The organism is Pseudomonas sp. NPDC089428, assembly GCF_044749325.1.
Taxonomy (GTDB): Bacteria; Pseudomonadota; Gammaproteobacteria; order Pseudomonadales; family Pseudomonadaceae; genus Aquipseudomonas.
In genome coordinates this window covers 14,469-34,161 of sequence record NZ_JBIVHT010000021.1, presented here as the reverse complement: position 1 = coordinate 34,161, position 19,693 = coordinate 14,469, and the positions used below count along the sequence as shown (strand labels likewise).

General features: G+C 64.0%; 15 protein-coding genes. 10 read left to right on the top strand and 5 right to left on the bottom strand.

Going from position 1 to position 19,693, the window contains the following annotated elements; translation table 11 throughout:
• Positions 1-39: 39 nt before the first annotated feature.
• Positions 40-600 carry an NADPH-dependent FMN reductase gene (locus ACIPZ5_RS25190; protein ID WP_343598538.1) on the bottom strand — a complete coding sequence of 187 codons (561 nt, stop codon included), beginning with the start codon at positions 598-600 and terminating at the stop codon, positions 40-42.
• A 158-nt stretch (positions 601-758) separates the two neighbouring features.
• Here ACIPZ5_RS25190 and ACIPZ5_RS25185 point away from each other — a divergent pair, with 158 nt between their 5' ends.
• Positions 759-977 carry a hypothetical protein gene (locus tag ACIPZ5_RS25185; RefSeq protein WP_261943364.1) on the top strand — a complete coding sequence of 73 codons (219 nt, stop codon included), beginning with the start codon at positions 759-761 and terminating at the stop codon, positions 975-977.
• Here ACIPZ5_RS25185 and ACIPZ5_RS25180 read toward each other — a convergent pair.
• The 4 genes from ACIPZ5_RS25180 to ACIPZ5_RS25165 form a co-directional block, all read right to left on the bottom strand.
• Entirely contained in the window at positions 961-3,210 is a 2,250-nt protein-coding gene (locus tag ACIPZ5_RS25180; protein ID WP_343598539.1) for an Orn/Lys/Arg decarboxylase N-terminal domain-containing protein, read from the bottom strand. The genes ACIPZ5_RS25185 and ACIPZ5_RS25180 overlap by 17 nt on opposite strands.
• A gap of 65 nt (positions 3,211-3,275) precedes the next feature.
• A complete protein-coding gene (gene dnaQ, locus ACIPZ5_RS25175; RefSeq protein ID WP_261943362.1) occupies positions 3,276-4,031 on the bottom strand; it encodes a DNA polymerase III subunit epsilon in 756 nt (251 codons plus the stop codon).
• Between the two features lie 51 nt (positions 4,032-4,082).
• Complete coding sequence (gene rnhA, locus ACIPZ5_RS25170; protein WP_261943361.1) at positions 4,083-4,529, bottom strand: ribonuclease HI; 447 nt, start codon at positions 4,527-4,529, stop codon at positions 4,083-4,085.
• A gap of 13 nt (positions 4,530-4,542) precedes the next feature.
• The gene (locus ACIPZ5_RS25165) at positions 4,543-5,316 is read right to left on the bottom strand and encodes a methyltransferase domain-containing protein (RefSeq protein WP_313712563.1); all 774 of its coding nucleotides are present in this window, start codon (positions 5,314-5,316) and stop codon (positions 4,543-4,545) included.
• A gap of 85 nt (positions 5,317-5,401) precedes the next feature.
• Between ACIPZ5_RS25165 and gloB the strand changes: the two genes are divergently transcribed.
• The 9 genes from gloB (at position 5,402) to ACIPZ5_RS25120 (ending at position 19,678) form a co-directional block, all read left to right on the top strand.
• On the top strand, positions 5,402-6,181 hold the full coding sequence (gloB, locus tag ACIPZ5_RS25160; protein WP_400811236.1) for a hydroxyacylglutathione hydrolase: 780 nt from the start codon (positions 5,402-5,404) through the stop codon (positions 6,179-6,181).
• Between the two features lie 100 nt (positions 6,182-6,281).
• Positions 6,282-7,706, top strand: coding sequence for a transglycosylase SLT domain-containing protein (locus ACIPZ5_RS25155; protein ID WP_343598566.1), 1,425 nt, complete (start codon positions 6,282-6,284; stop codon positions 7,704-7,706).
• Between the two features lie 278 nt (positions 7,707-7,984).
• Entirely contained in the window at positions 7,985-9,757 is a 1,773-nt protein-coding gene (locus ACIPZ5_RS25150; protein WP_400811265.1) for an extracellular solute-binding protein, read from the top strand.
• Positions 9,754-11,580, top strand: a complete 1,827-nt coding sequence (locus ACIPZ5_RS25145) for an extracellular solute-binding protein (RefSeq protein ID WP_261943357.1) — start codon at positions 9,754-9,756, stop codon at positions 11,578-11,580. The genes ACIPZ5_RS25150 and ACIPZ5_RS25145 overlap by 4 nt, the downstream gene beginning before the upstream one ends.
• A 1-nt stretch (position 11,581) precedes the next feature.
• Complete coding sequence (locus ACIPZ5_RS25140; protein WP_261943356.1) at positions 11,582-12,655, top strand: microcin C ABC transporter permease YejB; 1,074 nt, start codon at positions 11,582-11,584, stop codon at positions 12,653-12,655.
• A 1-nt stretch (position 12,656) separates the two neighbouring features.
• Entirely contained in the window at positions 12,657-13,676 is a 1,020-nt protein-coding gene (locus ACIPZ5_RS25135) for an ABC transporter permease (protein ID WP_261943355.1), read from the top strand.
• A 1-nt stretch (position 13,677) separates the two neighbouring features.
• Entirely contained in the window at positions 13,678-15,276 is a 1,599-nt protein-coding gene (locus ACIPZ5_RS25130) for an ABC transporter ATP-binding protein (RefSeq protein ID WP_343598568.1), read from the top strand.
• A gap of 502 nt (positions 15,277-15,778) precedes the next feature.
• Positions 15,779-18,709 carry an aminotransferase gene (locus tag ACIPZ5_RS25125; protein WP_400811232.1) on the top strand — a complete coding sequence of 977 codons (2,931 nt, stop codon included), beginning with the start codon at positions 15,779-15,781 and terminating at the stop codon, positions 18,707-18,709.
• A gap of 63 nt (positions 18,710-18,772) precedes the next feature.
• Positions 18,773-19,678, top strand: a complete 906-nt coding sequence (locus ACIPZ5_RS25120; RefSeq protein ID WP_261943352.1) for a LysR family transcriptional regulator — start codon at positions 18,773-18,775, stop codon at positions 19,676-19,678.
• Positions 19,679-19,693 lie beyond the last annotated feature (15 nt).

The window sequence follows — 19,693 nt, the reverse complement described above, 5'->3', positions numbered from 1 at the left end:
AGCTGACGAGGCCAGACCGGGCATCCTCCCGCGGGCGGTTCAGACCGCCCGGTTCAGTTTCACCCAGGAAGCGAACTTGTCGATGAAGCCCTGCAGGAACGGCCGCGTCTTGTCGCTGAGTTTGCCACTGTCCTCGAACAGGCTCGCCGCACCACCGATGTAGGCCTCGGGCATCTGCATGCAGGGCATGTCCAGAAACACCAGCGACTGGCGCACGGCATGGTTGGCGCCAAACCCGCCAATGGCCCCTGGCGAGACGCTCACCACCGCCGCCGGCTTGCCGCTCCAGGCGCTCTGCCCATAAGGCCGAGAGCCCACGTCGATGGCGTTCTTCAGGCAGCCCGGTACCGAGCGGTTGTACTCCGGGGTGACGAACAGTACCGCATCGCTGTGGCGGATCTCATCGCGAAAGCGCTTCCAGGGCGCGGGTACGCCCTCGGCCTCGACATCCTCGTTGTACAGCGGCAAGTCGCCGATTTCGACGATCTTCAGGGCTAGGCTGGACGGCGCCAGCTCCGAAAGTGCGCGGGCCACCTTGCGGTTGTAGGAGTCCTTGCGCAAGCTGCCGACGACGACCGCTACCGAATACACCTGGCTCATGGCGATTTCCAACCTTTGCTGGGAAAAGAGACGTCAGTAGTTATAGATGACCGTTCCTCGGCGGCCTGGTTTTTTTTCCACCCTTGGAAAACTTCCTGATGCCTTTCACGGTCTATCCCTGCAGACATTTCCCACGTAATTCAGAGGTTTCCCCCCAAATGGCAGCAGTAATGGTCGGCCAGTTCCACGCCCGTGACGCCGAAGGCCGCATCTACCCCGTCCACGAATTCCAGGAGTCCACCCTCCAAGCGGACGGCAGTGCAGTGGGTGCCCCGATCACCACCTACCGCCTGGCTATCGGCGATCGCGTCAATCATCTGGGTGAAGACCGTTTCGAACTGGCGCAGACCGGCGTCGAGATCATTCGCATTCCTTGATGCAGTCCACCGTGTACTGGCCGCCATCGTTCTGCAGGCCATGCACATCGGCAACGAAACCCGGAAAACCGCTATTGAACGCCCGGGCAAACGCCAGATAGTCGAGGATCGAGCGGGTTGCTTCGGTGAACCGCTCACCTGGCATGATCAGCGCAATCCCCGGCGGGTACGGCACCAGCATCACCGCCGCGACCCGGCCCGGTAAGGCCTCGATCGGCACCGCCTCCACCTCTCCCCGCACCATCTGGTCATACGCCCGCGCCGGGCTCACGGCCACTTCCGGCAGGCGCGTGAACAACCGCTTGAGCTGCTTGGCCGTAGCGTTGGCGCGGTAGCAGTCATGCAGCTGGTCACACAAGTCGCGCAGGCCCAGGCCTTGATAGCGTGAAGCATCGACGGCAACCACGCTGGGCAGGCAGGCACTGAGTGCGCTGTTGCCGTCGTAATGGCGTTTGAACTCCAACAACTCCGTCAGCAAGGTACTCCACTTGCCCTTGGTGATACCCATCGAGAACAACACGAGAAAGCTGTACAGGCCGGTCTTTTCCACTACCAGCCCGCGCTCCCAGAGGAACTTGCTGACCACGGCCGCGGGGATGCCATGCTCACCCAACACCCCACCGGCACTGAGCCCGGGCATCACCAGGGTGACCTTCAGCGGGTCGAGCAGTACGTAGTCGTCGTTGACCTCGGCAAAACCGTGCCACCCTGCCCCCGGTTGCAGCAACCAGTCGCGCACGGCCAGCCGATGGATGCCCTCCGCCACCGGCGGCTGCCAGATGCTGAACCACCAGTCGTCTGCCGCGATATGCTCGCGCAGGTTGGCCAGAGCGCGACGAAAACTCAGGGCTTCATCGAACATTTCCTGCAGCAGCGAACGCCCAGCCGGGCCTTCCATCATGGCCGAAGCCACGTCGAGCGAGGCGAGAATGCTGTATTGCGGTGAAGTGGAGATATGCATCATGAAGGCTTCATTGAAGCGGTCACGGTCCAGCTGACGTTGGGCGCCATCCTGCACGTGAATCATCGAAGCCTGGCTGAAGGCCGCGAGCAGCTTGTGCGTCGAATGGGTGCTGAACACCAGTGGGCTACCCGCGCTGCAGGCCGTTCCCATGGCGTAGCGACCCTCAAAGAATTCGTGGAACGCCGCATAGGCGAACCAGGCTTCATCGAAGTGCAACACCTCGACACTGGTGCCCAGCGCCTGCTTGATCATGCCGGCGTTGTAACAAAGCCCGTCGTAGGTCGAGTTGGTCACCACCGCCAGCTTGATCCGCGGCTCACGCCCCTTGGCCAATGGGTGGGCCTGCACCTTGGCCTGGATTGACTCAGGGCTGAACTCACTCAACGGAATCGGGCCGATGATGCCCAGTTCGTTGCGCTCGGGGCACAGGTAGATGGGAATGGCGCCGGTCATGATGATGGCGTGGACCACTGACTTGTGGCAGTTGCGGTCCACCAATACCAGGTCGTCACGGCCGACCATGGCGTGCCAGACGATCTTGTTGGCGGTGGAAGTGCCATTGATCACGAAAAAGGTGTGATCGGCGCCGAAATTGCGCGCTGCGCGGGCCTCGGCAGCGGCCAGAGGGCCGGTATGGTCGAGCAGCGAACCCAGCTCAGGCACCGAGACCGACAGGTCCGAACGCAGCGTGTTCTCACCGAAGAACTGGTGAAACGCCTGGCCTACCGGGCTCTTGCGGTAGGCCACGCCCCCACCGTGGCCGGGCGTGTGCCACGAGTAGTTGGACTGGGCAGTATGCTGCACCAGTGCCTTGAAGAACGGCGGCAGCAGGCCGTCGAGGTAATTGTGCGCAGCGCGTGCCACCTGGCGAGCGAGAAACGGCACGGTGTCTTCGAACAGGTAGAGAATGCCGCGCAACTGGTTGAGCTCGCTCATGGCCTCGGCCGGGGCGTTTTCCAGGGTGACCTGCTCGCCCAGGGCAAAGATCGGCAGGTTCGGCGCACGCAGCCTGGCCAGACCAATCAGCTCGGCCATGTTCTGCAGCAGGTGGGTGTTGTCGCCGACGCCTTCGGCGGCGATCAGCATGCAGGCCAGGCCATGGTGGGTGGTGGCGACCAGGCGCGCTTCGGCGTGGTCGGCGGCCTTGATGATAGCGAAGCCGTCCTGGCTCAGTTCCTCGGCGATGCCACGGATGCGCTCGCCGGCAACGCTGTCGGCCTTGATCGCACGGTGGACGATGAGGATGGGGAACTTGAGGTCCTTGTACATCCGGCTACTACCTCCACAGGACTGGTTGTCCTATTGAGGGTAGTAGGCCGGTGCAGGCTTGCCGATCAGCTGGCCGGTGTCTCGGTCAGGGTTTGCCACATCGACGGCCCACCCGCCGACTTGGCCACTGCCGCCAGCCGCTCGGCATGCGCCTCGAGTTCTTCGGCACTGGCCATGATCACCCGCCCTGGCGCCCGCCCGACGATACGGCGGATCTCGCTGCCACCGCTGCCCTGCCCCTCATTGTCTTCGGCCCCGTGCCCGGCCAGCGACAGGCTGGTCTGGCCACCGGTCATCGCCAGGTAGACGTCGGCCAGCAACTCGGAGTCGAGCAATGCGCCGTGCAGTTCACGGCCGGAGTTGTCGATGTCGTAGCGTTTGCACAGCGCATCGAGGCTGTTGCGCTGCCCAGGGTGGCGGGCACGGGCCAGCAACAGCGTATCGAGGATGGTGCAGTGCCTGGAAATGTCGGCGCGGTCGCTCTGCCCCAGCAAAGCGAACTCGTTGTTGATGAAGCCGACGTCGAACGCCGCGTTGTGGATGACCAGCGTAGCGCCCTGGATGAACTCGAAGAACTCCTCGGCCACATCGGCGAAGCGTGGCTTGCCGACCAGGAACGCATCGGTAATGCCGTGGACGTTGATCGCGCCCTCGTCACTTTCGCGATCGGGCTGCAGGTAGACGTGGAAGTGCCGCCCGGTCAGGCGCCGGCCCATGACCTCGACACAGCCGATCTCGATGATCCGGTGGCCTTCACTGACCGGCATACCGGTGGTTTCGGTATCGAGAATGACCAGACGTTTATCTTGCTGCTGCTCCACGCGGGGCGCTCCAACTTGCATCAGTTACAAAGGCGGCGATTGTACCGCAGCTCAACGCTTGGCGCGCACTTCCTCGACGCCGCGGTTGGCCAGCTGGTCGGCACGTTCGTTGCCGGGGTGGCCGATGTGCCCGCGCACCCACTTCCAGGTGACCTTGTGGCGGTTGACCTGCTCGTCGAGCAACTGCCAAAGGTCGGCGTTCTTCACCGGCTCCTTGGCCGCGGTCTTCCAACCGCGCTTCTTCCAGTTGGCCATCCATTCGTTGATGCCTTTCATCACGTACTGCGAGTCGGTGGTCAGCACCACGTCGCATTCACGCTTGAGCGCCATCAGCCCCTGGATCGCGGCCATCAGTTCCATGCGGTTGTTGGTAGTTTCGCGCTCGCCGCCCCACAGTTCCTTCTCGACGCCCTTGAAGACCAGCAGGACGCCCCAGCCGCCTGGGCCGGGGTTGCCCTTGCAGGCGCCATCGGTATACATCTCGACGCTATCGCTCATGTACCACTCATGTTCAGTGCTTTTCGGTATCCGGGTTGGCGGTGGTACGGTTGACCTTGGCCAGCGGCAGCGGCAGCAGCTTGCCCATCGGCTCGCGGCGCACCTGGCGCAACGGCCGCAGGCCGACCACCATCTTGCGCGCCACCAGCAGGTAGACCCCGCCGCCAGCACACTGCCAGCCCCCCGCCATCCGTTCCCAGCCTGCCAGGCGTTGCTGCCAGGCCGGCGAAGTGAGCGGCGGACGATAGCACCCGAAGCGGCGTTTCTCCAGCGCGAAGCCCAGCAGGTTGAGCCAGTCACCGACCCGTGACGGCGAGATGCAGCGTGCCTTGCGCAGGGCGCCATGGCTGAAGAAATGGCGCACGCCCCAGCCGCTCCAGGGGTTGATCCCGACGATCAGCAGGTGCCCGCCCGGGCGCACCGCGCTGGCTGCCTCGCGCAGCAGGCCATGGGGCGACAGGCTGAAGTCCAGGCCATGCTGCAGCACTACCACGTCGGCGGCATGCTCGCTCAATGGCCAGGCCTGTTCCTCGCAGACGATTTCCACCCCGGGCAGCGGTGCGCCAAGGCGCACGTTGCGCTGCACCTGTGGCGCGCTGGGCGGCGCCTCGGCACAGGGGCCATAGTGCACGAGGTAGCCACCGAAGAAGCGCCCGAGCTCTTCTTCCAGCAGTTTTTCCTCTTCCTTGAGCATCAGCTGCCCGAGTGGGCCGTTGAACCACTCACGGGCCAGACTGATCAGTTCGACCCACTCCGGGTCGGCCTGAGCAAAGGCTTGGTCGGTCATTGCGCTCTCCCTCGAAGGTTCTCGCACAGCGCCATCGCGGCTAAGATGCCCTCATGTGCCACGCCAGGCGATACGGATCCGCACCATGATACAGATCGACGCTCTTCCCGCTTTCTCCGACAACTACATCTGGTTGTTACAGGATACTGCCAAACGCCGCTGCGCGGTGGTCGACCCTGGCGATGCCGGCCCGGTGGAGGCCTGGCTGGCCGCCCACCCCGGCTGGGCGCTGGACACCATCCTGGTGACCCACCACCACCATGACCATGTCGGCGGTGTCGAACGCCTCAAGCAGCAGACCGGTGCCCGCGTCTGCGGCCCGGCCCGCGAGCAGATCCCAGGCCGCGACCTGGCGCTGGACGAGGGTGACCAGGTCAGCGTACTGGGCGTGGTCTTCCGGGTATTGGCCGTGCCGGGCCACACCCTGGGGCATATCGCCTACTTCAGCGATCAGCCGGCAACCCCGCTGCTGTTCTGTGGCGACACCTTGTTCGCCGCCGGCTGCGGGCGCATGTTCGAAGGCACGCCGGAGCAGATGCAACCTGCCCTCGCGCGCCTGGCAGCGCTGCCGGAGCAAACCGAGGTCTACTGCACCCATGAGTACACCCTGAGCAACCTGCGCTTCGCCAAGGCCGTAGAGCCTACGAACCCACACGTTCTGCAGCGGTTCGAGGACGTTAGCCAGTTGCGCGCTGAAAATCGCATCACATTGCCATCAACGATCGCACTCGAGCGCCTGACCAACCCTTTCCTGCGTACCTCTGAAACATTAGTTAAACAAAAAGCAGACGAATGGAAGGGACATTCAAACGACTCGCAGGTCACTGTTTTTGCTGCTTTGAGGTCTTGGAAGGACACCTTCTGATAACCTCAAGATATATCGCAGAGGGTTCACAACGGTTGACCCAGGCGGGTGCGGTTTCTAGAATCGCCGAAATTTTTCGCCCGGAAACCTGTCTCAGCCGATGTCTTCCCGTAGCCGCAGAACCGCTCATTCAGTCGCCCTGACGCGCCTGGCCCAAATCAGTGCGCTGGCGCTGGCCGCCACCCTGGTGGGCTGCCAGAGCACCCGTCAGCTCGACGAAGCCGACAGCGTTCGCGCGCACAGCTACCAGGCACGGATCAAGCACAAGCCTTCGCCGCTGGCGGTCAAACCCGCCGAACCGCCGCAAGATGTGTGGGAGCGCATGCGCCAGGGCTTCGCCCTGCAGGACAACATCGACGTCAACCCACGCATCGAGCAGCAGCGCCTGTGGTTCGCCAGCAACCCGTCGTTCCTCGAAAGTGCCGGCGAGCGTGGCAGCCTCTACCTGCACTACATCGTCGAACGCCTCGAAGAGCGCGACATGCCGCTGGAGCTGGCCCTGCTGCCAGCCATCGAAAGTGCCTACAATCCGATGGCCTATTCGCGCGCCCATGCCGCGGGCATGTGGCAGTTCATTCCCTCCACCGGCCGCCACTTCAACCTGCGCCAGACCAACTTCTACGATGGCCGGCGCGACGTGACCGCCTCGACCAACGCCGCGCTGGATTACCTGACCCGTCTGCACGACATGTTCAACGGCGACTGGCTGCTGGCCCTGGCGGCCTACAATGCGGGTGAAGGTACCGTCAGCCGTGCCATCGAGCGCAACGAAAAGCTCGGCCTGCCCACCGATTACTGGAACCTGCCCCTGCCGCAGGAAACCCGTGACTACGTGCCCAAGCTACTGGCGCTGTCACAGGTGGTCTCCACACCTGAAGCCTACGGTGTGAACCTTACGCCGATCGCCAACGAGCCCTACTTCGAAGCAGTGGCCATCAACGACCGCCTCGACCTGTCGCGGGTCGCGGCCTTCGCCAACATCGACGAAGACGAACTGATCCAGCTGAACCCGGCCTTCAAGAAACGCATGACCGTGGACGGCCCGCAACAGCTGCTGGTACCGACCGCCAAGGCGCAACTGCTCAGCGACAGCCTGTCCAACCTCAAGCCCGAGCAATTGGTCAGCCTGCAGCCGAACAAGGCCGTGTTCGCCGCCGCCGTGGCCGAAGCCAAGGCGCCTGCAGCGCGCAGTTACCGGGTCAAGCGTGGCGACAGCCTGAGCAGCATCGCCAAGGCCAACCGGGTGGCAGTCAAGGACCTGCAGCGCTGGAACAAGTTGCCGGGCAACCGCGTCAAGGCCGGCCAGGTCCTGGCCCTGCGCGGCGGCAGCGCGCCGAGCGCTGCCGGCAATCGCGTTGCGGCCTCCGGCCAGCGTTCCACCCAGTACAAGGTGCGCAAGGGTGATTCGCTGTATCTTGTAGCCAAACGTTTCAATGTCGAGATGCAGCACCTCAAGCGCTGGAATCCGCGCAGCGGGCATGCACTCAAGCCAGGCCAGACCCTGACCGTCTACCTGTCCCACTGATGTAACCCTGGGGCTGCTTTGCAGCCCATTCGCGGGCAAGCCCGCTCCCACAGGTACAGCACAGGTTCCAAAGCCGGTGATATACCTGTGGGAGCGGGCTTGCCCCGCGAATGGGCCTGAAAAAGCCCTGCAGAAATCCCCTGCACCTTCTCTTTTTCCATACCCGCCAAGCTGTTACTGTACCCCGATCAAAGCCCAACGCCTCTGGATCGGATGCCGACTTGATACGTCCCCTCCTGCTGTCACTCAGCCTGGCCTTGAGCTTTCCCGCAGCCGCGATGGTGAGCGAAAGCCACGGATACGCGCAGTTCGGCACGCTCAAGTACCCAGCCACATTCACCCACTTCGACTGGGTCAACCCGCAAGCGCCCAAGGGCGGTACCTTGCGGGCCATGGCTTTCGGCACCTTCGACACGCTCAACCCCTACACCTTCAAGGGCACCAGCCCGGTTACCACGCCGAATTTTCTGCAATACGGCGTCAGCGAGCTGAACGAAACATTGATGGTCGGCACCGGCCAGTACGACCCGTCCGGTGACGAGCCCACCTCCAGCTATGGCCTGATCGCCCGCTCGGTGGAGTACAGCGAAGACCGCAGCTGGGTGGTGTTCAACCTGCGCCCGGAAGCGCGCTGGCATGACGGCACGCCGATTACCGCCGCCGACGTGGCGTTCACGTACCGCACCCTGCTCAAGCAAGGCCACCCGATCTACCGCACCAACCTGCAGGAAGTGCAGCGCGTCGACATCCTCGGCCCGCTGCGTATCCGTTTCGTCTTCAAGCGTGCTGGCAACCCGCTGTTGATCCTGCGCCTGGGCGAGATGCCGGTACTGCCCAAGCACTATTGGCAAAAGCGTGACTTCGAGGCCACCACCTTCGAGCCGCCGCTGGGGAGCGGGCCGTATCGCATCACCCAGGTGGAGCCTGGCCGGCGCCTGGTGTTCGAGCGGGTGAAAAACTACTGGGGCAAGGACCTGGCGGTAAACCGCGGCAAGTACAACTTCAACCGCGTCGAGTACGAGTTCTACCGCGATGCCACCGTGGCCTTCGAAGCGTTCAAGGCCGGTGAGTTCGACATCTATATCGAGCACCAGGCGAAAAACTGGGCCAACGGCTACAACTTCCCGGCCGTACGCCGTGGCGAGGTGATCAAGGCACAGATCCCGCATCGCATCCCGACCCAGACCCAAGGCCTGTTCATGAACAGCCGCCGGGCCGCCTTCAGCGACCCCAGGGTGCGCCAGGCGCTGGGCCTGATGCTCGATTTCGAGTGGACCAACCGCGCGCTGTTCAGCAGTGCCTACCGCCGTGCGAGCAGCTACTACCCCAACAGCGAGTTCGCCGCCAGCGGCGTGCCCACCGGCAAGGAGTGGCTGCTGCTGGCGCCATTGCGCGACCAGTTGCCCGACAAGCTGTTCACCCAGCCCTACCAGGTCAGCCATACCGACGGGCGCGGCATCGGCCGCCAGACCCTGCGCCAGGCCCTGGGACTGCTCAATCAGGCCGGCTGGAAGCTTGACGGCCAGCGCCTGGTCAATGCCAAGGGCCAGCCGCTGCGCATGGAACTGCTGCTGGTGAACCCGAGCCTCGAACGCATCCTGCAACCTTATGTCGAAAACCTGGCCAGTATCGGCATCGAGGCGCGCTTGCGCACCGTAGACCGTGCCCAGTACAAACAACGCCTGGACCAGTTCGATTTCGACATGATCCTGATGACCCTGAACCAGACCTTGAGCCCCGGCCTCGAGCAGTGGCTGTACTTTCATTCCAGCCAGGCCTCGATCAAGGGCAGCAAGAACTATGCTGGGGTCAAGGACCCGGTGGTCGACCACCTGCTCGACACCCTGCTGGCCGCGCGCACCCGCGACGACCAGGTCGCCGCCGCCCGCGCCCTGGACCGCGTGCTTTCATGGCAGTACTACATGATCCCCAACTGGTACCTCGACAATCACCGCCTGGCCTACCGCAACCGGTTCGCCTTCGTCACCACGCCGCCCTATACCCTCGGGCTGAATACCTGGTGGATAAAGCCTTCGGAGAACGCCCAATGAAGCCGACGCATCGCCTGGCCTGCAGCCTGCTGTTCGCCTGCCTGAGCCTGCCCGCGCTGGCCGCGCCGCAACACGCGCTGACCTTGTATGACGAGCCGCCGAAATACCCGGCCGACTTCAAGCACTTCGACTACGTGAACCCCGACGCCCCCAAGGGTGGCACCTTCCGCCAGTCCAGCTTCGGCGGTTTCGACAGCCTCAACCCGTTCATCAACAAGGGGGTGTCGGCCGACAACGTCAGCATCATCTACGACACCCTGATGCGCCAGAGCCAGGATGAGCCGTTCACCGAGTACGGCCTGGTCGCCGGCAAGATCGAGAAGGCCCCGGACAACAGCTGGGTGCGCTTCTACCTGCGCCCCGAAGCACGCTTCCACGATGGCCACCCGATGCGCGCCGACGACGTGGTGTTCACCTTCAATACCCTGATCAAGGACGGTGCACCGCTGTATCGTCAGTACTACAGCGATGTGGCCGAAGTGGTCGCCGAAGACCCGCTCAAGGTGCTGTTCAAGTTCAAGCACAACAACAACCGGGAACTGCCACTGATCCTCGGCCAACTGCCGGTATTGCCCAAGCACTGGTACGAAAACCGTGAATTCACCCGGGGCAACCTCGAACTGCCGCTTGGCAGCGGCCCCTACAAGGTTGCCGAGGTCAAAGCCGGGCGCTCGATCCGCTATGAGCGGGTCAAGGACTACTGGGCCAAGGACCTGCCGATCAACCGTGGCTTCTACAACTTCGACGCCATGACCTTCGATGTCTACCGCGATAACAACGTGGCGCTGGAGGCACTGAAGGCCGGCGCCTTCGACTACGAACTGGAGATGAGCGCCAAGAACTGGGCCACTGCCTACGACGTGCCCGCCGTGCGCGACGGGCGCCTGATCAAGGAAGAACTGCCCAACGGCAATCCGGTGGGCATGCAGGGCTTCATCTTCAACCTGCGCAAGCCGGTGTTTCAGGACGTGCGGGTGCGCAAGGCGCTGAGCCTGCTGTTCGACTTCGAATGGACCAACAAGCAGTTGTTCAACGGCGCCTACATTCGCACCGACAGTTACTTCGAAAACTCCGAGATGGCCGCCAGCGGCCTGCCCTCGCCAGCCGAGCTGAAAATCCTCGAGCCTCTGCGGGGCAAGGTACCTGACCAGGTATTCACCGAGGCGTTCACCAACCCGGTGAGCGACGGCAGCGGCATGATCCGCGAGCAACAGCGCCAGGCCTACAAGCTGCTGCAGGAGGCCGGCTGGAAGATCGTCGACGACAAGATGGTCGACAAGGATGGCAAGCCGGTGAACCTCGAGTTCCTGCTCGCGCAAACCCAGTTCGAACGCGTACTGCTGCCGTTCAAACGCAACCTTGCCGACCTGGGCATCGGTTTCGAGATCCGCCGCGTGGACGTCTCGCAATACATCAACCGGCTGCGCTCGCGCGACTTCGACATGATCGTCAGCGGTTACCCGCAATCCAATTCGCCGGGCAACGAACAGCGTGAGTTCTGGTCGAGCGCCGCCGCCGACAACCCCGGCAGCCGCAACTTCATGGGCCTGCGCGACCCCGCTATCGATCAACTGGTGGAGGCGCTGATCAATGCCGACTCGCGCCAGAGCCTGATCGAGCACTGCCGTGCCCTCGACCGCGTGCTGCAATGGGGCTACTACGTGGTACCCAACTGGCACATCAAGACCAACCGCGTGGCCTACTGGAACCACATCGGCCACCCCAAGGTTTCGCCGAAGTACGACGTCGGCATCGATACCTGGTGGATCAAGCCCAACGTGACCCCAGCGGTCAGCGAAGCCCCGACGCAAGAGGCCCACTGACATGCTGGCCTATATCCTGCGCCGCCTGCTGCTGATCATTCCGACCCTGTTCGGCATCCTGATCATCAACTTCATCATCGTCCAGGCCGCCCCCGGCGGCCCGGTGGAACAGATGATCGCCAAGCTCGAAGGCTTCGAGGGCGCCACCAGTCGCATCGCTGGCGGCGGTGCCGAAGTCTCGGTGGCCGGCTCCAACTACCGCGGTGCCCAGGGCCTGGACCCGGCGCTGATCGCCGAGATCGAGCACATGTACGGCTTCGACAAGTCGGCGCCAGAACGCCTGTGGATCATGATCAAGAACTACGCCACGCTGGACTTCGGCGACAGCTTCTTCCGCGACGCCAAGGTCATCGACCTGATCGCCGAGAAACTGCCGGTGTCGATTTCGCTGGGGCTGTGGAGCACGCTGATCATGTACCTGGTGTCGATCCCCCTGGGGATCGCCAAGGCAGTGCGTCATGGCAGCCACTTCGACGTCTGGACCAGTTCGGCGATCATCGTCGGCTACGCCATCCCCGCGTTCCTGTTCGCCATCCTGCTGATCGTGCTGTTCGCCGGCGGCAGCTACTTCGACTGGTTCCCCTTGCGCGGGCTGACCTCCAACAACTTCGACGAACTGTCCGCCACCGGCAAGGTGCTGGACTACTTCTGGCATCTGGTGTTGCCGATCACCGCGCTGGTGATCGGCAACTTCGCCACCATGACCTTGCTGACCAAGAACAGCTTCCTCGACGAGATCAACAAGCAGTACGTGGTCACCGCCAAGGCCAAGGGCCTGAGCCGGCCGCGGGTGCTGTACGGGCATGTGTTCCGCAACGCCATGCTGCTGGTGATCGCCGGCTTCCCGTCGGCGTTCATTGGCATCTTCTTCACCGGCTCGTTGCTGATCGAGGTGATCTTCAGCCTCGACGGCCTGGGCCTGATGAGTTTCGAAGCGGCGATCAACCGCGACTACCCGGTGGTCTTCGGCACCCTGTTCATCTTCACCCTGCTTGGGCTGGTGGTGAAACTGATCGGCGACCTGACCTACACCTTGGTCGATCCACGCATCGACTTCGCCAGCCGGGAGCACTGACATGGCCCTTTCTCCCCTCAACCGTCGGCGCTTCGAGCGCTTCAAGGCCAACCGCCGAGGCTGGTGGTCGCTCTGGCTGTTCCTGATCCTGTTTGGCCTGAGCCTGGGCGCCGAACTGATCGCCAACGACAAACCGATTGCCGTGCGCTACGAAGGCTCATGGTACTTCCCGGCGTTCAAGCGCTACCCGGAAACCACCTTTGGCGGCGAGTTCCCGCTGGAGGCCAACTACAAGAGCCCATACATCCGCGACCTGCTGGAGAAGAAAGACAGCTTCGTGCTCTGGGCGCCGATCCCGTTCAGCTACCAGAGCATCAATTACGACCTGCGCGTACCAGCCCCGGCGCCGCCCTCGGCGGATAACTGGCTGGGTACCGACGACCAGGGCCGCGACGTGCTGGCGCGGGTGATCTATGGCTTCCGCGTCTCGGTACTGTTCGCCATCACCCTGACCGTACTGAGTTCCATCGTTGGCGTCATCGCTGGCGCCTTGCAGGGCTTCTACGGTGGCTGGGTGGACCTGGCCGGGCAGCGCTTCCTGGAAATCTGGTCCGGCCTGCCGGTTCTGTACCTGCTGATCATCCTCGCCAGCTTCGTGCAGCCGAACTTCTGGTGGCTGCTGGGCATCATGCTGCTGTTCTCGTGGATGAGCCTGGTGGACGTGGTGCGCGCCGAGTTCCTGCGCGGGCGCAACCTGGAGTACGTGCGCGCGGCCCGCGCCCTGGGCATGCGCAACGGCGCAATCATGTACCGGCACATCCTGCCCAACGCGATGATCTCGACCATGACCTTCATGCCGTTCATCCTCACCGGAGCCATCGGCACCCTGACCGCGCTGGACTTCCTCGGCTTCGGCCTGCCCCCCGGCGCGCCGTCGCTGGGTGAACTGGTGGCGCAAGGCAAGTCCAACCTGCAAGCCCCGTGGCTGGGCATCAGCGCCTTCGCCGTCCTGGCGATCATGCTGAGCCTGCTGGTGTTCATCGGCGAGTCCGCCCGCGATGCCTTCGACCCGAGGAAGTGAAATGAGCGAACAGAACCTGATCGAAGTGCGCGACCTGGCCGTGGAGTTTGTCACCGGCGAGCAGGTCAACCGCGTGGTCGACGGCATCAGCTTCGACATCCGCAAGGGCGAGACCCTGGCCCTGGTCGGCGAAAGCGGTTCGGGCAAATCGGTCACCGCGCACTCGATCCTGCGCCTGCTGCCCTACCCGCTGGCGCGTCACCCGAGTGGCAGCATCCGCTATGAAGGCCAAGACCTGCTGCAACAGAACGAGAAGACCCTGCAGCGCATTCGCGGCAACCGCATCGCGATGATCTTCCAGGAGCCGATGACTTCGCTGAATCCGCTGCACTGCATCGAGAAGCAGATCAACGAAATTCTCCTGCTGCACAAAGGCCTGACCGGCAAGCAAGCCACTGCACGCACGCTTGAACTGCTGGAAATGGTCGGCATTCCTGAACCGCGCAAGCGCCTGAAGGCCCTGCCCCACGAGCTGTCCGGCGGCCAGCGCCAGCGGGTGATGATCGCCATGGCCCTGGCCAACGAGCCGGAGCTGCTGATTGCCGACGAACCGACCACGGCGCTGGATGTGACCGTGCAGTTGAAGATCCTCGATCTGCTGAAAAAGCTGCAGGCGCGGCTGGGCATGGCCCTGCTGCTGATCAGCCACGACCTCAACCTGGTGCGCCGCATCGCCCATCGCGTGTGCGTGATGCAACGCGGGCAGATCGTCGAACAGGCCGAGTGCGCCACGCTGTTCAGTGCGCCGCAGCATCACTACACGCAGATGCTGATCAATGCCGAGCCCAGCGGGTTGCCTGCGCATAATCCGATTGGCGCGCCGTTGCTGGAGGTGAAAGACCTGAAGGTGTGGTTCCCGATCAAGAAGGGGCTGTTGCGCAAGACGGTTGACCACGTAAAGGCGGTGGACGGGATCAACTTCAGCCTGCCCCAGGGGCAGACGCTGGGGATCGTCGGCGAGTCCGGGTCGGGCAAGTCGACACTGGGGCTGGCGATTCTGCGGCTGATCTCCAGCCAGGGCGGGATCCGCTTTCATGGCCAGCAGCTCGAAGGGATGAACCAGAAAGCCGTGCGGCCACTGCGGCGGGAGATGCAGGTGGTGTTCCAGGACCCCTTCGGCAGCCTTAGCCCGCGCATGTGCGTGGAGGACATCGTTGGCGAGGGGCTGCGGATTCACAAGATCGGCACGCCTGCGGAACAGGAGGCGGCGATCGTTGCGGCGCTGGAGGAAGTGGGCCTGGACCCGCGAACCCGTCATCGTTACCCGCACGAGTTCTCCGGTGGCCAGCGCCAGCGCATCGCCATTGCCCGGGCGTTGGTGTTGAAACCGGCGCTGATTCTGCTGGATGAGCCGACCTCGGCGCTGGACCGCACGGTGCAGCGGCAGGTGGTGGAACTACTGCGTAACCTGCAGGCCAAGTACAACCTGACCTACTTGTTCATCAGCCATGACCTGGCGGTGGTCAAGGCGTTGAGTCACCAGTTGATGGTGATCAAGCATGGGCATGTGGTGGAGCAAGGGGATGCGCGGGAGATCTTCCATGCGCCGCAACATGTTTATACGCGGCAGTTGTTGGAAGCGGCCTTCTTGAGGGAGTGAATCCTCGTGAGGGCCACCTGGTGCCTGTCTGCAGAATGCATGGTGGCCACCAGGTGTCGGCCGAGCGATTTGCAGCGCCTGTGAGATCGAGCGCCGCCCGCGCGGCGCATCGCGGATGAATCCGCTCCTACATTTGTTGCAACGTGGCCATGCCTATAAGGCCATGGTTGTCAGCCTTGTTGGCATGACGGGATTCAGAGGTGCGCATTGATGCCGCCTCATACGGCTTGAGGCGTGCGCCAAGGCGGGCAACCATCGCCTGTCAGGTTCGGTACGTTGCAACAAATGTAGGAGCGGATTCATCCGCGATGCGCCGCGCGGGCGGCGCTCGATTTCTGCCACCCTGCAAAAACCAAGGCATGCACCAAGCACCCCCACCGCATTCCCGCGACAAACCCTCCACCCTTTATCATCAAAAATTCTGATCACGATCGTCTTTCATCATCAGCCAGATCGGGAATAGATTCTGCGCAGTCAACTCCCAGCAGCAACGGTAGCCCCCATGTCCAGCCAACAACAAAAGCCCGCCTCCCCTGCCCTCGACACGCTGATCCAGCGCTCCGGCCTGCCCGGCCCATCCCTCAGCGATGCCCAGGCCCATGCGCTGCTGCAGGCGCACTACGGCCTGGATGGCGAGCTGACTGCGCTGGGCAGCCAGCAGGACCTGAACTTCCGCGTGGACGCAGCGCCAGGGCGCTTCGTGCTCAAGGCTTGCCATGGCAGCTACGCCCAGGTCGAATTGCAAGCACAGCACGCCGCCCTGGCCTACCTGCGCGAGCAGGGCTTGCCAGTGCCGGCCGTGCAGGTTGCGCAAGCGGGCGAGACCTTGCTGGCGGTGTACATCGACGGTCAACCCCTGCGGGTACGCCTGCTCGAGTACATCAACGGCCAGCCACTGACCCGCCTTGCGCACATGCCGCCACGCCTGATGGCCGAACTGGGCAGGCTGTGCGCACGGCTCGACCAGGCCCTGGTCGACTTCGACCACCCAGGCCTCGAGCGCACCCTGCAATGGGACCCGCAACATGCCCAGGCGCTGATCGAGCACCTGCTGCCGGTGCTGCAGGACGCCGGGCAGCGCAGCCGCATCGAGCAGGCCACACGCCTGGCCAGCGAACACCTGGCCCCCTTGGCAGACCGGCTGCCGACCCAGGCCGTGCACCTGGACATCACCGACGACAACACCGTGTGGGCCCACGATGAACACCGCCAATGGCAACTGCAGGGGGTGATCGACTTCGGCGACCTGTCGCGCACCTGGCGCATCGCCGACCTGTCGGTGACCTGCGCGGCGTTGCTGCACCATGCCGAAGGCGACCCGCTGCGGATCCTGCCGGCAGTCAGTGCCTACCAGGCGCTCAACCCGCTGACCGAAGCCGAACTGCGTGCCCTGTGGCCATTGGTGCTGAACCGTGCAGCAGTGCTGGTACTGAGCAGCGCCCAGCAATTGGCCGTGGACCCGGACAACCAGTACACCCGCGACAATGTCGCCCATGAATGGGAAATCTTCGATACCGCCACTGCCGTGCCATTCAGCCTGATGCAAGCGGCCATTCTGCAGGCCGCCGGCCTGCAAGCCGACGCAGCGGACCTCACTGGCTGTACACCGCTGCTGCCCGAGCTGGCCGGGCAGCCCGTCACCCGCATCGACCTGGGTGTGCTAAGCGTCCATTGCGAAGCCGGTAACTGGGAGCAAGCCGGCTTCGACCAGCATCTGCTGACCTCGCAGCCGGCGCCTGCCTGCAGCCTGCACGGGCAGTATCGCCTGTCGCAAACCCACATCGACCGCCCCGAAGAGCCTGCCACCTGCGCGCTGGGCGTAGAGCTGCATGTGCCCAACGGCAGCCAGGTACAAGCGCCCGAGGCGGGCACCTGGCAACGTCACGGCGACGGTCGCGGCTGCCTGCGCACGCCACACTGGGCCCTGTGGTTGCAAGGGCTGGAAGAGGCTCCGGCTGATGGCCAGGCGTTGGCCAAAGGGCAATCCCTGGGCAGCAGTTGCGGCTTCCTCAGTGTCCAGCTGTGCCTCGACACCCACATCCAGCCACCGTTCTTTGCCACACCGTCCCAGGCTGCCGCCTGGCTGGCCCTGTGCCCATCGCCTGCCGCGCTGCTGGGTTTCGATTGCGATGCCGACCCCTTGCCCGACCCGCAGGCCCTGCTGGCCCGCCGTGACGCCAGCTTCGCCCGCTCGCAGAAACACTACTACGCGCAACCGCCGCAGATCGAACGCGGCTGGCGCAACTACCTGATCGACCTGCAGGGTCGCTCCTACCTGGACATGCTCAACAACGTCGCCGTGCTGGGCCACGGCCACCCGCGCATGGTCGCCGAATCGGCGCGCCAGTGGTCGCTGCTCAACACCAACTCACGCTTCCATTACGCCGCCATCACCGAGTTCTCCGAGCGCCTGCTCGACCTCGCTCCCGAGGGCTTCGACCGGGTGTTCATGGTCAACAGCGGCACCGAGGCCAACGACCTGGCAATCCGCCTGGCGTGGGCCTATAGCGGCGGCCGCGACCTGCTCAGCGTGCTGGAGGCCTACCACGGTTGGTCGGTGGCCACCGATGCGATATCCACCTCCATCGCCGACAACCCGCAGGCGCTGGAAACCCGCCCGGACTGGGTGCACCCGGTAGAGGCGCCGAACACCTTCCGCGGCCGGTTCCGCGGTGCCGACACGGCCGCCGACTACCTGCGCGACGTCGACGCCAAGTTGGCCGACCTCGACGCCCGAGGCCGCCAGCTGGCTGGCCTCATCTGCGAGCCGGTGTACGGCAATGCCGGGGGCATCTCGCTGCCGGCCGGTTACCTGCGCGAGGCGTATGCCAAGGTCCGCGCCCGCGGTGGTGTGTGCATTGCCGATGAGGTGCAGGTCGGTTATGGCCGCCTGGGCGAGTACTTCTGGGGCTTCGAGGAACAGGGTGTGGTGCCCGACATCATTACCATGGCCAAGGGCATGGGCAACGGCCAGCCGTTGGGTGTGGTGATCACCCGCCGCGAGATCGCCGAGGCCCTGGAAGCCGAGGGCTACTTCTTCTCCTCGGCCGGCGGCAGCCCGGTCAGCTGCCGCATCGGCATGGCGGTGCTGGACGTGATGCAGGAAGAAGGCCTGTGGGACAACGCCCGCGACACCGGGCGCTATTTCAAGGCGCGCCTGCAGGCACTGGTCGACAAGCACCCGCTGGCTGGCGCGGCCCATGGTTCGGGCTTCTACCTGGGCCTGGAACTGGTGCGCAACCGTGAAACCCTGGAGCCGGCCACCGAGGAAACCATGCTGCTGTGCGACCGCCTGCGCGAGCTGGGCATTTTCATGCAACCGACCGGCGACTACCTGAACATCCTCAAGATCAAGCCGCCGATGTGCACCACCCGGGCGAGCGTCGACTATTTCGTCGACAGCATCGACCGGGTGCTTGGCGAAGGGCTGTAAGGGGGCTGTAAACCAGGCCGGCGAGTGTTCATACTTTCCGGCCTCTTCCTCAGGTTTACGGACATGGCCTTCAGCAGCGACTCCCTGGCAATTTTCCTTGCTGTGCTGGAAGCGGGCTCGTTCTCTGCCGCCGCCCGCAAACTGGGGCGTGTGCCGTCGGCCGTGAGCATGGCCATCGCGCAACTGGAGGCCGAACTGGACCTGGCCCTGTTCGACCGGGCCACACGCAAGGCCTTGCCCACCAGCGCCGCCCTGGCCCTGGAGCCGCAGGCGCGGCAGGTGATCTGCCAGCTCAACCTGCTCGATGCGCAAGCCCTGCAACTGCATCAGGGGCTGGAAAAGCGCCTGACCATCGCCATGGCCCCGGAACTGCAGACCGGCCGCTGGAGCCAACCGCTGGAAACACTGGCGAAGGAATTTCCCAGCCTGGAGATCGAAGTGCGCTCGGCGACCCAGACCGAGGCAGTGCGCTTGCTGCATGAAGGCAGCGTACAACTGGCGCTGGTGTTCGAGCGCCCGGGAATCGATGAGCGCGAGTCCTTTCTCGAAGCCGGCAGCCAGTTGCTGGTGGCCGTGGCCTCGCCGCGCCATCCGGCAGGCAGCAACAGCGGTACGCCGTTGCCTGAGGAAGCGTTTGCCGAACAGCGGCAGATCATCGTGGCCTCGGGCAAGGCCACCGGTTCGGACCCGCGCATGGTGCTGTCGCGGCGCATATGGTTGACCGACAGTTACCTGGCGACGCTCGATCTTGTGCAGTCCGGCCTGGGCTGGGCCTACTTGCCACAGCCGCTGGTGGAGCCGCTGATTGCCTCGGGGGCACTGGCCGAGGTGCGCTTTGACAACATGGCCAGCCGCTTGCGGCTGTGGGTGGACATCATCTGGCTGAAACCACGACCGTTGGGCTTGGGCGCCAGGCGTTATCTGGAGGTGATGCGTCAGCTCTTCGACAAAGAACCACCCAGGGCTTGAAACGGCGCGGGCCAT

Coding starts and splice junctions, on each gene's coding strand:
- ACIPZ5_RS25135 (WP_261943355.1), top strand. CDS start 12,657: ATGGCCCTTTCTCCCCTCAACCGTCGGCGCTTCGAGCGCTTCAAGGCC.
- ACIPZ5_RS25130 (WP_343598568.1), top strand. CDS start 13,678: ATGAGCGAACAGAACCTGATCGAAGTGCGCGACCTGGCCGTGGAGTTT.
- ACIPZ5_RS25120 (WP_261943352.1), top strand. CDS start 18,773: ATGGCCTTCAGCAGCGACTCCCTGGCAATTTTCCTTGCTGTGCTGGAA.
- ACIPZ5_RS25145 (WP_261943357.1), top strand. CDS start 9,754: ATGAAGCCGACGCATCGCCTGGCCTGCAGCCTGCTGTTCGCCTGCCTG.
- ACIPZ5_RS25155 (WP_343598566.1), top strand. CDS start 6,282: ATGTCTTCCCGTAGCCGCAGAACCGCTCATTCAGTCGCCCTGACGCGC.
- rnhA (WP_261943361.1), bottom strand. CDS start 4,529: ATGAGCGATAGCGTCGAGATGTATACCGATGGCGCCTGCAAGGGCAAC.
- ACIPZ5_RS25140 (WP_261943356.1), top strand. CDS start 11,582: ATGCTGGCCTATATCCTGCGCCGCCTGCTGCTGATCATTCCGACCCTG.
- gloB (WP_400811236.1), top strand. CDS start 5,402: ATGATACAGATCGACGCTCTTCCCGCTTTCTCCGACAACTACATCTGG.
- ACIPZ5_RS25150 (WP_400811265.1), top strand. CDS start 7,985: ATGGTGAGCGAAAGCCACGGATACGCGCAGTTCGGCACGCTCAAGTAC.
- ACIPZ5_RS25185 (WP_261943364.1), top strand. CDS start 759: ATGGCAGCAGTAATGGTCGGCCAGTTCCACGCCCGTGACGCCGAAGGC.
- ACIPZ5_RS25125 (WP_400811232.1), top strand. CDS start 15,779: ATGTCCAGCCAACAACAAAAGCCCGCCTCCCCTGCCCTCGACACGCTG.
- ACIPZ5_RS25190 (WP_343598538.1), bottom strand. CDS start 600: ATGAGCCAGGTGTATTCGGTAGCGGTCGTCGTCGGCAGCTTGCGCAAG.
- ACIPZ5_RS25180 (WP_343598539.1), bottom strand. CDS start 3,210: ATGTACAAGGACCTCAAGTTCCCCATCCTCATCGTCCACCGTGCGATC.
- ACIPZ5_RS25165 (WP_313712563.1), bottom strand. CDS start 5,316: ATGACCGACCAAGCCTTTGCTCAGGCCGACCCGGAGTGGGTCGAACTG.